Genomic DNA, 13,040 nt, shown 5'->3' on the forward strand with positions numbered 1-13,040 from the left:
GCCCTCCCCTCCCTCTCCTTTCTTTCTCTTCTCCCCTTTTTCCCTCTCTCCCACCCCCCCCCCCCCCCCCCCCCCCCCCCCCCCCCCCCCCCCCCCCCCCCCCCCCCCCCCCCCGCGCCCGCAGTCACACCTCGACTACAACCCGTTATCTCCCGCTGCCCTTACCTCTTCTCCAGGGCGACGGGCACCGCGCTGCGGAGCCGGGCACACCGCGGACACCGGACGAGCCGGCCGGGGCCGAGCCGCTCGGCCTGCTGCATCGGGAACGAAGCGGTGCTGAAGACGTGCCCGTCCGCGCATCGGACGACGGTGCGTTCCATCAAGTCCCTCAAGTCCCTTCCCCAAGAGCCTCGTCCGGCGTTGCTGCCCGGACGACAAAAGCCACATTACGGGATCAAGGAGACGACTCTCCAGGCGGCACTCCGGCCCTCCCCCAGGCCTCCACGGTACGCCCCAACTCCGGCCGCCCGCAGCCGGATCCCCCTCTGAAACGCGTCCGACCCCCGGGGTCCGGACACCGGGGGTCGACGATGATGTAGAGTGAGCAAGCGTCCGGACACCGGACCCTCCGGGGCCGTTCCGTCCGTATTACGCGGGTGTAGTTTAATGGTAGAACATCAGCTTCCCAAGCTGAGAGCGCGAGTTCGATTCTCGTCACCCGCTCTGTGAGAAACCCCCAGGTCATAGGCCCGGGGGTTGCTTGTTGTCTAAACCACTGTGCGGGCCGCGCACCACATCCGCACCATAAGCAGCGGCTAGCTGCCGGTGGGCTTCTCCTTCGAGAGTTGCGTGATCGGTGCTGAGCCCGTCGCCGCTGCTCTCGACTCCGCGACTCAGTTGATCACCGTGGTTATCGTGCTGGTTCTCGTGCGGGCGCAGCTTCGTCGAGGCGAGACCACTGGCCATGAGAAGTGTCAAGCTGCCGGTTGATGTCTGACACCAGCCCCTGACACCAACAGGGACGGACAGCGGCGGTCGACGCCGAACCTCAACGGGCAACCAATCACAGCGCAGAGCCGGTTGGGCAACCTCGCCGACTCCCTGCGATCGACCTGATAGGGATGAGGCCACAGGTTCAAATCCTGTTAGCCCCACCAGCGAGAAGACCCCCGGATCATCGGTCCGGGGGTCTTTTGACACCAGTGGTTGACACCAACGGCGGCGGTCAGCCGATGAGCGGATCTTCCAGCAGCTTCGCGAGCATGCCGACCGCTTCAAGCTCACTGTCGCCGACCACGTGCATGTACACGTCCATGGTCATGCTGATCTGGCTGTGCGAGCCGATCGAAGGTCCGGGAGAAGCCCACCGGGTCGATCATGCCGCCGTGCTCGGAGGAGAAGATCAGGTCATGGTCCGGCTCCTGCGACCAGTGCTCACCGGCGATCTTCCGCTCCAGCCCTTGCAGCTCCCGCCGCTCCTCCAGGGCGCGAGCGCAGAACTCCGGGAGGAAGCACCGCCTGTGAGGACTCGGTCTTGAGGTCCTTGAGGACCAGGCCGACGCCCTTGACCCGCTGCACCTGTTTGAGCGGGGTGATCTGGCGCGCGTCGAAGTCGAGGTACTGCCAGCGCAGACCCAGGACCTCACTGCGACGAGGCCGAGCACGAGGACCAGGACGCAGGCCGCGTAGAGGCGGTGAGCACGGGCCGAGCGAAGGAAAGTGATCGCTTCCCGAGCGCTCCACGCCTTGCCCTTGTCCTTGGCGACCTTGGGCATGTCGACCAGCAGCGCGACACTGCGCGTCAGCAGCTCCTCACGGATGGCCCGGTTGAGCGCGTTCCGGAGGACACGGAGCGTCTCGAAGCGGGTGGCCGCGCCGACCTGCTCGCGCTTCAGTGTGGCCATGAACGTGCGGAGCTGGGCGGGCGTGAGCTTCACCAACGGCTTCTTGCCGAGATGCGGCAGCAGGTAGAGCCGGACCTTGGACTCGTACTTGACGTAGGTGTTGTGCTCCCGCTCCGGCTCCACGATGTGCTCAAGCCAGTACGTTAGCCACTCCCCGACCGACCACGCACGGGAAGGCACCGGGACGCCGGTGGGTTGGGGAAGGGGTTCAGCTATGGGGCATTTCGGGAGCGACCAAGTCGAGTCAGAGCGGCCCGTTCGGCGATTACCTCGAAGGTAATCGCGGCGTGCGGGGCGCGCGGCTACGTTCAAGTCGTCGTACCGGAGCGAACGAAGGGAAGGGGACGTGCCTGCATACGGCTTTGCCCACCTACGTGATCGCCGTCATCACCCTGATGTCCTTGAGTACTTGGAACGCATCCAAGACACCCTTGATCCATTTCACGGCCGCTTCCTGATCCACGGCCCGCCGACTGAGGTGGTGGAGGGGAGCTGGCCAGGCAGCATGGTGCTGATTGAGTTCCCCGGCCTAGCCGAGGCCCGCGCCTGGTACGCGTCCCCCGCGTATCAGGAGATCCTGCGGCTGCGGACCGATCACATCGATGGGGACGTCGTGCTCGTCGAGGGCGTTGGTGTTGGGTACGACCCGCGTGAGCGGGCGGTGAAACTCAGGGCAGAGACGACCGGGGAACAGGCCTAGTACGCTGCGCAGGCATTGTCAACGGTGCTTGTCTCTGGTGACACCAACGTCTGACACCAACAAGCACGGACACCGGCGGTCAGCTCTGGACCTCAATGAGCTTCTTCAGCGTTGCCGCTCCAGGGTGAGGACGGCTTTGGTGATTGACGTCATGCGGTTGGGGCTGCATCGGGATCTGCGGAAGATCCGCCAGGACTTCAGGCGTGCGATGCCGCGTTCGACCGGTGCCCGTGCTGCGGCCAGGGCCCGGTTGAGGGTCTTTTCGGTGGGGGTGAGTTCTTGCAGGGGCCTGCGTTTGATGCCCGTGGTCACCCAGGGGCCGCCGCCCTGGTAGGCGAGATCGGCCAGGATGGGGACGCCCTGGCGCTCGCAGATGCGGATGATCCGGTGAGTGCGGGCAGCAGTCAGGTCGTGAGCCCGGCCCGGCAGTGCGGGTGAGAGCCACAGCAGCTGGCCGCCCGGATCGGTGACCACCTGCACGTTCACCCGTGCCGGCGGTGTTTGGCCGAGTAGTCGGCCCGTCCGTCGCCGACCCGGTCGCACTCGGCGATCGTGCCGTCCAGCAGGACGAAGTCCGAATCGGCCTCGCGCAGGACCTTCAGCAAGCCCGGGGCGCGTTCGGCGAGCAGGTGGATGACCGCGCTGGTGTAGGCGTGGGCGGTGGACTGGCTGATCCCGAACGCGGCAGCGATCTTCGCCAGGGGCGTGTGTTCGCGCAGGTACACCAGTGCCACCATCGCGCGCTGGGACGGGCGGAGCTTGCAGCGCCGGTCGCCCTCACGGGTGACAACGAGCATGGTTACCCACTCCACGAGCGCATGGGGCAGGTCGAGTGCGGCAGGATAGATGACCAACGAGGCCCCCGAACAGCGTGGTTGAGACGTCAGACATCTCGATCAACTGCTCGGGGGCCTCGCTCGTTGCGCTTCGTGGGCCGTCACCTGATCGGTGGCCAACTCGAAGAAGCTCAATGAACGATCGGCCGAGGCATAGAGCGGAGTGACCGACACCAGCGAGCCCCCATGATCGACCTGAAAAGGATGAGGCCAGACCTCAAAGCCTGGTCCCGGCACGGGCGCCGTGCGCATCAACGGGCGCCGTGCGCATCATTGGCGGCGCCCGTGGCCTTGACTAGGTCATTGAGACTCCGCCGACGGTTGGGTGGTCCTCACGCATCACCCAACGCCCCACGTGCAGCTTCCACGAAGAGGTCTCGAAGCCTGCGCGACTCATTGCGAATCGTGATCATTTGCTGTCTGCGATCCTGTGTCGCCTCGTCATTTCCGCCGCAGGCAGCCGCGTGAAGCCTGTCCACCGAAGCCCAGTAGCGATCGACGCTGTTGTATAGGTCTCGCACCCGCTCCCCTACTGGGGCAGGCCCATCAGGACAGCTCGATCGGCACGAGCCTGTTGCTGCTTTTCGTGGAACACAGTGGCGCTGCCTGCCACTGCGGCCATGTCAGCCAGGCGCGAATGGAGGATGCCAACCGACTTAACGAAATCCGCGTATGCCTGCCGTCGCTGCGTATACCGGTCTTGAGCCTTGGTGTGGTCCAACTGTGCCAGTTGAGTTTGGTGACTCGCCCGAGCTTGGATCTGTGCCGCAAGGGCGGTAGCCAAGCCCGTTGCGGCGCTCGCCAGCACGGCTGCGCCAGCGGCGATCAGTGCGGCCCCATTGCCATCCATACCCCGAGACTATGTTCCGCAAGAACACGTAGGGACGGCTTCGCAATGATCGAAGGTGCCCGTGCCCCATCCGTGCCCGATCGTGCGGGAAACCACGGTGTACAACGGTGGTGAGCGGGGGTCACGCAGCACAACGACCCCCGACCGTATCGCCTGGTCAGGGGCCGTTCTCCTGCGCGGTGGGTGTGCGATTTGAACCCACGGTGGCTCCCGCCACGACGGTTTTCAAGATCGCGTACCTGATTGATTCAGCCCACGCCGACCCGGTGGTCGCCTACAGGTGGCGGCGATCAGTCGAGCCACACGAGCATGGCGTCATCCGCCGCCGCGGCAGCCTCGAAGAACTGCGTCAAGCCGTCGTACCGGTCATGCCCCCACTCGAGCGCTCCAGGCGCATTCCATCCGAGGGGATACGCCCCAGCCAGGGGATACACATCGGCCTTCGTCAGGTCGGCCGGATTCACGCCGCTAACGAGCTGGTCATACGTGGTGGCGCGCAGCGCCCGCGCTGCAAGACGCACCCGCTCCGAGCGCAGGTACCTCGGCGGCCCATAGCCCCAGTCCTCATCCTCGGCAAACGGCTCCTCGCCATGGATGACATCCACCGGAAAGTCGGCACGCGTCAAGAGGAAGCCCAGCATGTCCCAGGTCTTGGAGGTGCTGAAGTGACGCGCTTCGGTCGGCGCAGGTTCTGACTCCTCCTCTGCGTCCTGGACCTCTTCGGCCAAATCCAGCGCCCAGTCAGGATCCTGAATCGCCCGGTCGAGCTCAGCAGCCGTAACGCGCAGGTACTCACCGATCATGCTCATGGCCGGAAGACTAGACGAGCCCTCTGACAGCGGTGGGCGGACAAACCGTCTCAGTTTCCGTCTCATTCAGCCCCGTTCGGCATGGTTCATCTGAGCCCCCGGTATCAGTTCCCAGCGGATTGCGAGCCACCCATGAACCCAGCTGAACGCCCCCCACCACCCCACCAACAGAGTTGGAAAGCGTGCGCTTGCGCCCGGGGTACCGTGCTGGTCATGTCAGCCAAACGTGTCTGTCCACGCTGTGAGCAGGACTGTGTCCAGACCTACCGCTTCAAGGCCGATGGGGCATGCTTCACGATCTGCACTGAGTGCGACTCGTTGTGGTGGCCCCACGAGGCGGTCAGCGTCGCGCAAGCGCACTTCCTCGACGATGTCGTCGCGGCACGCCTGGGTACAGAGGGCAACCCATGGGGTGACCGCGTCTGGGCTGACGTCATCGAGCCGGCACCTGGACTCCAGCGCTGAAGTCCGCCGCACCACAAGCGCACCAGACCGAGCGGGGAACAGCGGGGAACCACGGTGAATACAGCGGTGCCAGGCGGGGCCCTCTGTCACCCATTCGCCCAGGTCAGCGCCTGGCGAGACGGCGGATGATTCGCAGCTTCCCAAGCTGAGAGCGCGAGTTCAATTCTCGTCACCCGCTCCATGAGAAGCCCCAGGTCAGCGGTCTGGGGTTTGTTTGTTGTCAAGAGCGGGTTGGGTATCGCTCTTGACAGTCCATGGCCGGGACACCGGCAAAGCCTTCGGGCATAACTACGCCGCCGCACTGCCCTGATCACCACTTGCCGGCATCCGTAGCGTGTGATCACCGAAGTCGGCAACCAAATCCAACCTGCCGCCGAGCGCTTCGACGTAACGTGCGATGACATCGAGAGTGGCGACCTCGCCGTGCTCGATCTGGGACACGCGAGCGATGCTCACACCCATACGGGCAGCCACGTCCCTCTGGGCCAGCCCGTACTGCTTGCGCGCCTCAGCGAGTTGATGACCACGGGCTTCCGCCAGCAGTCGACGTGAACCGGCTTCCACCTCAGCGGGATCCACACCGGCCGAGTACAGCTCCTGCTCCAGGGTCTCCCAGTCCTGCGGGGTCTTCTTGGGCATGCTTACTCCTCAGTCTTCCGTGTCACCGGTGTAGTCGCGGTAGAGCTGTTCAGCCAGGGGAATGTTGTAGCGGTACCAGCGCTCCCAGTTTCCTGCCTTGTCGCCCCCGAGGAGTAGCAGGGCTGAACGAGTCGGATCAAAGGCGAAGATGATCCGGATCTCGGACCGGCCACCTGACCCCGGCCTCAGCTCCTTGAGGTGATGCAGTTCCGATCCCTTCAGCCGGTCCACGAGGGGACGCCCCAGGGTGGGGCCTGCGTCACGCAGGGCGGCAACGGCCTGGCCGACCTGGGAGGCAGAACCGAGATCCTCCTTGATCAGCCGCCTGAACCACTCCGCGTACTCATCGGTGACCTTGATCGCCCAGCTCAAGACGACTCCCCTCGACACCAGCATCATGAGTTTAAGGATTTCCTTAAGCGGCGGCAAGCCGACTGCGCCGGCACTGGACCACCAACAGGGCTCTCATGAACCACCACTCCAGGTGTGAGGTCCTGAATTCCTCATCACGCTCAGAAGCTCACGCCACGCGTGAACAACGGCACCCACGTCCATCAGGAGTGCTCGCACCTGGTGGAGCAGCACGCGGATCACCAACAGGCCCACGACAGCGCCGCATCCCGCGGTGATCCACTCCATCGGGCTGCCTCCTCACCTCGGGCAGCAGGGTCCTCGCGTTGAGGACTGAGGTCTTTACCTGGACAGGTAAATCTCTCGATCTCGAGTCGCGGCATCTCGCCGCGCTCGCCACCTTGGGTACCAGGCTGCCCGTCGTGGAGATCGAAGTCTGCAGCGTAAAACCAGCTTTTTGTGACCTTCCGAACCAGGGCAGGGGATCGGCATCCATGTGCAGTCGCGACGACTTCCCTCAGCCGGCTTACGTGTCGACGAGCCCCGAGCACAGAGAAGGCGACGCAGGCACGACACTCCCCCACCTCGCGACCTCGTGCCCACAGCGTGCCTTCGGAGCGGGCAACTACGGTCAACAGCGGTGCCACCAGGCCCACACTCCTGCCGCAGCACAATGAATCTGCCCAGGTCAGCAGGATGGTCACCCGGCCGGGGCGCTGGAGCGCGGTCGCGCACAGCGTGGCTTCGATGGCGTACTTGTGGCCGTGCGGGCCCGCTGTTCGCAGCAGAGCAGCGGCGGACTGTGCCACGCCCTGCGTGACCGGCTCGACACGCAGCCGGGAAAGGGTCCACTTCAGTGCGGCTTCGTTGATCTTCGGGTGGATGACCTCGACGAGCACGGCAGCGGAGGTGACAACCGGCAGGTCGGCGTCACGGGCGGCCGTCAGCCACTCGTGGATCTCCCGGTCTCGCTGCACCGCCTTCGCCAGACCCTCGCTGCCCAGGGGCAGGGCACCGCTCACGCGACGGCCCCGGCGTCCGACGTACCGCCGGTGAGCCTGGCGCGCTTGGCCGCCACGGCCTCCGGGTCGTCCGGGCCGTGCATCTTGTCGAAGTCGGTGATCAGCTCGTCCAGGTTTCCCGCTCGATCTGCCGCTGGGCCGCCTTCTCCAGGTACGCGGAGACGCCCCGCTTGCCGACCCGCTCACGGATCGCCCCACTGGGCCGAGGCGCGAGAAGCTCTGTGCTTCTCGGCCACCCGGTCCCTGCTCTGCGGAAGGCGCTGGATGTACTCGCCGCCGGCTGACCCAGCGGATCAACAAAGCATGCGCCGCGTGTTCGCGCGTTTCTGTGTGACACCACCGAGTCAACCAGGGAGGGCTACACGTACCAGGCCGAGCTGCACCGGTACGTCGACGAGCCCATCCGCTCTCCCAGCCCCGTCCTGCGCACTCAGTTGGATCCGCCGACCTCGTGGTGGGAGTCCCTTCGTACTGATCTCGCGGTCGGACGTCCCGAAGTCCGCGTGGCATGAACCAACTCGCAGAACGCCGCCCACGGCTCCAGGTCACGGGCGCGGGAAGCGGGCGCGCACGGCGTCGATGCAGGTGTCCCGGGACGTGGGTCCGCCGAACCGGAGACGGTCATAGGCCGTGAACGCCGGTTCAAGGCCGTCGAGTTCGTCAACCAGAGCGTGCAGTCGTTCAGAGCACTGCGCTGAACCGGCGTCCAGCTCGTTCGCTGCGGCACCGATCGCGGTCGTCAGGTAATCCTTGCGCTGAATGGTGGCCGGGGTCACCGAGTGCAGACACACGTACTGTCCGCTCAGATACGAATTCCACTCCGCCTTCCCGGTGACCGGGTCGGCCCAGTGAGCGGTGAACCACGCTTCGAGCAGGTCTACGCCGCCGGCCTCGTCGGCGAGAGCGAACAGGTCGGCCGGCACCATCTCAGCGCCGTCGGAGCGCAGATATCCCGGAAGCGGCAGACGCTGCCCCAGCATCAGCCGGCGGACCGCATCGGCTTCGCGGCCATGGACTGCGCACAGTTCCTCCAGGGCAATGAACTGCGCGCTGACATATACGTCATCCGCATCGGTCATCGGATGGTCGCCGTTGACCTCCTGGAACCTCTCGACGAGCTGCTGCTTCAGGTCCGTCTCCGGCATAGGGGGCCTCCGGCGTCATCAGCGCGGGCATCTCCCGCACAGGACTCCGCACGCTATGGGCCGGACGGTTAGGCGCTCACCGAACCATCGGCGGAACCGCGACAAGAAACGAGCTACTCGCCGGGCACGACATCCCGGTGCTCGTCGCCGACGGACCGACGGCGCGTCGCTGGATGGTCCAACTCTGCTCGAGCTCAGGCAAGGTGGTGGCGACACCCTGCTTGGGGCAAAACCGGCACTGCCCCTGCGCCTCGGCGCCCACGCACCTCCCCCGGAGGCTGAGCGCTGTGACCCGCCCGGGGTCACTCCCATCAGCACACCGCACCGCAGCGGCGTCACAGGGCGACCGACATCATTGCCGGACCGGCACCCTTGTGAAGAGGGACACCCCTGGCCGTCACGAGGCACTCACCCATGGAGCGCATACCGGGCCTGGGCCGGTCTGCGGCTCCGGAAATCTGCGCAGGAGTGCCACACCGGCTGCACACAGCCTTTCAAAGGGGTCGTTAGCGTTGCTGGCCGCTCGACTCCTTGTACGAGCGTGACCAGGCCGTGGCCCGGGCGGGCCGACGGCGCAGTCAACCCAGGAAGACCGCAGATGGACTACTGCTCCACGTGTCGTCGGCATCTCAATGGCGCCCTGGTGTGTCCCGGGTGCGGTGCGTACGCCCCGGACATCGCGCCGCCGATCCGCGCCGATCACCTCGGCCCCGACCGGTCTGCCGAGTCGACGACCACGGGTGCGCCCACCGCCACGCCGTCCGGAACCTCCGGCGGCGACGGATTCCCCTGGGAACGTGGGTGCCGGCCGGAGCAGGACGCGGGGACCGCCACCGGGCCGTCCACCGACACCGCCGGCATATCACCGGCGCGGCCGGGCAGGGCGGCACGCCGCCGCCAGCTCGCCCGTCTGAAGAAACACCAGCGGCGGGCCATGGTCGCCACCGCCTTCGCACTCGTCGGCGGCGGCCTGTCGCTCGCCACATTTGACCGGCACACCACCAGCCAGGCGCAGGCGGCCACCGCACCGGAGGACCGGAGCATGGGCGCCGCGAGGCAGCGGGTGGAGGCGGAACCCGCTCAGCCGTCCTCGCATACCCCCGAGCGTCGCGCGCCCCGCACCGCACCTGAGAGGCACGCGCCGATCAGCGCCGCCCCTCGGCGCCACACCCTCCCGGCCACGCCCAGCACCGCGCCCCCGGTGACCCGGCCGGACGCCGTTCCCTCTCCCCGCCCGGCCGTCGCGTCGTCCCCGCAGCGGCAGACCAGGGCAGCCGCGTCCTCCGGCGGCACGACGAGCACAAACGGATCGGCCCCAGGCCGCACCGACACGACGACCGCGCCCCCGCCGGCCCCTACCCCGGCGACCGGCGGCATGGAACCGGACACCTCCGGGACCACGCCCGCCCCGGCGGCGACGTCACCCACCCAGGTGTGCCTGCTGGTCCTCTGCCTCGGTTGACATGCCGGAGCAATTCCCTCGGCTCACAGGGATTTCACCGTGATCCGCGCAAGCAGATCGTTCCGTGAAGCGGAAAGGAGCAGGAGCGCTCGACCCGGTAGCAGCGGCACGTCGCCGCCGGGCAGCCGCGGTCGCCACCGAAAAGCAGGCAATCATCACCGTGGTCCACGAACTTGTCGTCGGCCTGTGTGCCTGAGCCAGGGCGGCATGTGCGGGTGGTTCACAATGCCCGCCAGGTACGGCACCACGCCACCCGGGCTGAGCGCGAAGCTGCCGGCGAGGCGGTGTGGGCGCGGGCTGAGAGGGTGAGACGGCTGGCGGGACGGGAACAGCGGATGATCCGCGCCGGTCTTGCTCTCGCCACGGGCGTGAGCTGTCGAGAGCGACGTTCGGGTTATTGCACGTCCACGAAATCGCCGGTCGCCTTGACGGCCGGGGTGGTGGAGGTGCCTGGGAAGTTCCAGCGCCAGTAGCCGTCTTCCGACGCGGGGACCGTGGTCGTCAGGTTGCCGGTGCCGGAGGTGTACACGGTCTTGACGGTGGTGTAGGTCGTGGTGCCGGCCTTGCGGAACTGGAGCTTGACCGGCTGGTTGGTGTAACCCCGGTAGTCGAGGTTGTCCCAGTCGGCCCGGGTGAGCTTGCCGGTGACGGTGAGGGACTTGCCCTTGGCAATCGGTTCCGGGCCTGCGTCCACGGTGAGTTTGGAGTGCCGCTGGAGACGCGTCGTGGTGTAGCTCGCCGACTGGGTCCAGCTGTCGTCATTGGCCACCCCCTGCACACTGACCTTCCAGGTGCCTGCGTGGGCGTTGGTGAGCGCGGTGCCGCCGTACCGCCAATCCGGTTCGAGCGAAATCGTCTGCGAGCAGGTGGAGGTGGTGGCACTCGAGGCGACGCAGTCCGCATGGGAGTAGTACTGGTTCGACACGATGCGATCGTCGTAGGTCTCGTAGGGATTCGCACCGTCCGGTCCACGCCACAGGACGAAGTCCGCGTCCTGGATGCCCGACGGGTGGGTGAAGGTCCCGGAAACCGTGATCGTCTTGGCGTAGAGACCGACCACGATGTTCTTGCCACCGTCGAACGAGACGTTGCTGATCTGGACGTCGGTCTCGCCCGCGTAGGCACCGGGGGCGGTGAAGCCGGCCAGTGCGGCGACGGCGATGAGCAGAGCGGAGGCAGCGCGCTTGCGCATGTATCTCCTTCACAGAGAGCGAAGAGGGGGAACCCGCCGAGTGGGAGCAGCGGGGTGGTCGAAGCCGGCCAGGGACCGGTCAGGACCGGGTCAGGAACCGGTCAGGGACCGGTCAGGGACCGGTCACGGACTTGATCGTGTACGGGAAGCTCTCCTGCTGCCAGACCACCGTGAACCGGGCGGTCGGGCGGGTGTCGACCTGGGGTACCCGGCCGTCCGACGTGAGTGTCTTCGTGGTGCCGAAGGTGCCGGAACGGCTGATCAGGCGGGCGCTGGTCTTGGTGTAGCTGTACGGGGGCGTCGACTTGGGGACGACCGTGTGGAAGACCAGCATGCCGTCGCCGTCGTCGTCGAGGGCCAGGTCGGGGCGGTCGCCGAGACCCAGGCTGGTGACGGCGCCCCGGGTACCGGCCGCGGACAGGCGGCGGCCGAGCAGCTCGAGTTTGCCGCTGCTGTTGTAGCGGGTCCACACGATCATCGAGTCGCCGTCGAGGTCGGTCGCGAGGGCGTGGTGGAAGCCCACGTTGTCGGTGGAAGCCGAGATCCGCAGAGGGGCAGCCAGTGTGCCGGTGCGGCTCCAGCGCGAGGCCCAGACCTGTGAGCGGGCACCGCCGCCCGAGTGGTAGGTGATGACCGCGTCGCCGTCCCGGTCCACGCCGACCCGCACCATGCCGAACCCGCCGTACGACGCGATCGGGGAGGTGAGCACCTTCGTCGAGGAGACGGACGTCGACGTGATCCGCCTGGCCACGACGTCCGAGCCGCGTGCCCAGGCGACGACGAACCGGCCGCTGCGGTCCACTCCGATGGCCGGCTTCTCCGCCGAGCCCGAGCCAAGCGTGATGGCCGCGCCGACCGTGCCGTCCAGCGTGAGGCGGCGGGCGACCGCGTACCAGCTTCCGTCGCGGCTCTCCGTCCAAGCCGCCATAGCGGTGCCGCCCGGAGTCACGGCGACCACCGGGGTGGTCGCGGGCGCCGACGTGGACAGCTTCCGCAGCGGACCGACGAGGCTGCCGGAGGCCGAGACCCGCCGGCCCACGACCTGACTGTCCTGCTGCCAGACCACCGCCGAGTCGCCGGTGTCGTCGGAGGCGGCCTCCGGCCAGGACGGCGCGGCACCGTCGGGCGACAGGGTGCGGATCGTTGTCGCCGTACCGCTCGCGGTCTTCACTCTGGCCTGGATGCGGTAGTAGCAGCCCGGCGTCGACAGGTCGCAGGCGTTCCAGGCCAACAGGGCGTCGCCCTGCCGGTCGACCGACACCGTGGGGGAATCGTCAGGGGTCCAGCCGGAGGCCGAAACGTTCCACGTCGACGTCCACGCGGCCTCGGCGTTCATGGCCATCGTCGCGGTGACCGCGATCCCTGCCGCCGCGGCGCCGGAAAGACCGGCAAGGACACGGCGCTTCACCGAACGCCGATGACGTGCTGCACGAGGAGCCACCCTCATCCCCCACTTCGTTCTCGTTCCGACCTGGGCACAGCCGTCACACAGGTTGCCCGCAATACCCAGCGCACCAGTACGCTCAAACGTCACATGCGGTGTCGGCGGCGACATCGCCTTGACCGCCTGTTCGCCGCCATCGGCGCGGGAGTCGGCGCGGTCGCCGTCACGCCGGCGTGGATCGTGCACAGCCGCTTGGCTCTGGGGTGGCGAACCGAAACCCCCGACGCCCGGCGAAGAGCGCCGGGCAGGCCCCGAACCGACGCACATTCGCCGGCGCCACG

At 67.1% G+C, this 13,040-nt stretch carries 9 protein-coding genes, 1 tRNA gene and 4 pseudogenes; 3 read left to right on the plus strand and 11 right to left on the minus strand.

What is annotated here, in order from left to right; genetic code table 11:
* Positions 1–592 precede the first annotated feature (592 nt).
* A tRNA-Gly gene (locus ACZ4WH_RS32990) sits at positions 593–663 on the plus strand.
* 502 nt (positions 664–1,165) lie between these two features.
* Here ACZ4WH_RS32990 and ACZ4WH_RS32995 read toward each other — a convergent pair.
* A pseudogene (locus ACZ4WH_RS32995) lies at positions 1,166–2,033 on the minus strand (tyrosine-type recombinase/integrase); the annotation flags it as partial.
* Positions 2,034–2,190: 157 nt separating this feature from the next.
* Between ACZ4WH_RS32995 and ACZ4WH_RS33000 the strand changes: the two are divergent.
* Positions 2,191–2,544 (plus strand): DUF1330 domain-containing protein, encoded by a 354-nt coding sequence (locus ACZ4WH_RS33000; RefSeq protein ID WP_393739917.1) that lies wholly within the window; start codon positions 2,191–2,193, stop codon positions 2,542–2,544.
* A gap of 105 nt (positions 2,545–2,649) precedes the next feature.
* On the opposite strand, the pseudogene ACZ4WH_RS33005 reads toward ACZ4WH_RS33000, so the two are convergent.
* The 8 genes and pseudogenes from ACZ4WH_RS33005 to ACZ4WH_RS33040 form a co-directional block, all read right to left on the minus strand.
* Positions 2,650–3,398, minus strand: a pseudogene (locus ACZ4WH_RS33005) (transposase).
* Between the two features lie 511 nt (positions 3,399–3,909).
* Positions 3,910–4,230 carry a hypothetical protein gene (locus ACZ4WH_RS33010; protein ID WP_468187771.1) on the minus strand — a complete coding sequence of 107 codons (321 nt, stop codon included), beginning with the start codon at positions 4,228–4,230 and terminating at the stop codon, positions 3,910–3,912.
* Between the two features lie 290 nt (positions 4,231–4,520).
* Entirely contained in the window at positions 4,521–5,039 is a 519-nt protein-coding gene (locus tag ACZ4WH_RS33015) for a YfbM family protein (RefSeq protein ID WP_468187772.1), read from the minus strand.
* A gap of 753 nt (positions 5,040–5,792) precedes the next feature.
* On the minus strand, positions 5,793–6,143 hold the full coding sequence (locus ACZ4WH_RS33020) for a helix-turn-helix domain-containing protein (RefSeq protein WP_468187774.1): 351 nt from the start codon (positions 6,141–6,143) through the stop codon (positions 5,793–5,795).
* 9 nt (positions 6,144–6,152) lie between these two features.
* Complete coding sequence (locus ACZ4WH_RS33025) at positions 6,153–6,539, minus strand: type II toxin-antitoxin system RelE/ParE family toxin (RefSeq protein WP_468187875.1); 387 nt, start codon at positions 6,537–6,539, stop codon at positions 6,153–6,155.
* 647 nt (positions 6,540–7,186) lie between these two features.
* A pseudogene (locus ACZ4WH_RS33030) lies at positions 7,187–7,516 on the minus strand (DNA-binding protein); the annotation flags it as partial.
* Positions 7,513–7,709: pseudogene (locus ACZ4WH_RS33035) on the minus strand (hypothetical protein); the annotation flags it as partial. The pseudogenes ACZ4WH_RS33035 and ACZ4WH_RS33030, both read right to left, overlap by 4 nt.
* Positions 7,710–8,061: 352 nt before the next feature.
* Positions 8,062–8,661: a DUF6058 family natural product biosynthesis protein gene (locus tag ACZ4WH_RS33040; protein ID WP_468187776.1), complete on the minus strand. Its 600-nt coding sequence runs from the start codon at positions 8,659–8,661 to the stop codon at positions 8,062–8,064.
* 598 nt (positions 8,662–9,259) lie between these two features.
* Here ACZ4WH_RS33040 and ACZ4WH_RS33045 point away from each other — a divergent pair.
* A complete protein-coding gene (locus ACZ4WH_RS33045; RefSeq protein ID WP_468187778.1) occupies positions 9,260–10,123 on the plus strand; it encodes an SCO2400 family protein in 864 nt (287 codons plus the stop codon).
* A gap of 394 nt (positions 10,124–10,517) precedes the next feature.
* Here the strand turns inward: ACZ4WH_RS33045 and ACZ4WH_RS33050 are convergent, their stop codons facing one another.
* Together ACZ4WH_RS33050 and ACZ4WH_RS33055 are read right to left on the minus strand one after the other, a co-directional pair.
* On the minus strand, positions 10,518–11,315 hold the full coding sequence (locus tag ACZ4WH_RS33050) for a calcium-binding protein (RefSeq protein WP_468187780.1): 798 nt from the start codon (positions 11,313–11,315) through the stop codon (positions 10,518–10,520).
* Between the two features lie 112 nt (positions 11,316–11,427).
* Positions 11,428–12,723, minus strand: a complete 1,296-nt coding sequence (locus ACZ4WH_RS33055) for a hypothetical protein (RefSeq protein WP_468187781.1) — start codon at positions 12,721–12,723, stop codon at positions 11,428–11,430.
* Between the last annotated feature and the right edge of the window lie 317 nt (positions 12,724–13,040).

The sequence above is a fragment of the Streptomyces sp. NPDC029138 genome (assembly GCF_055564375.1).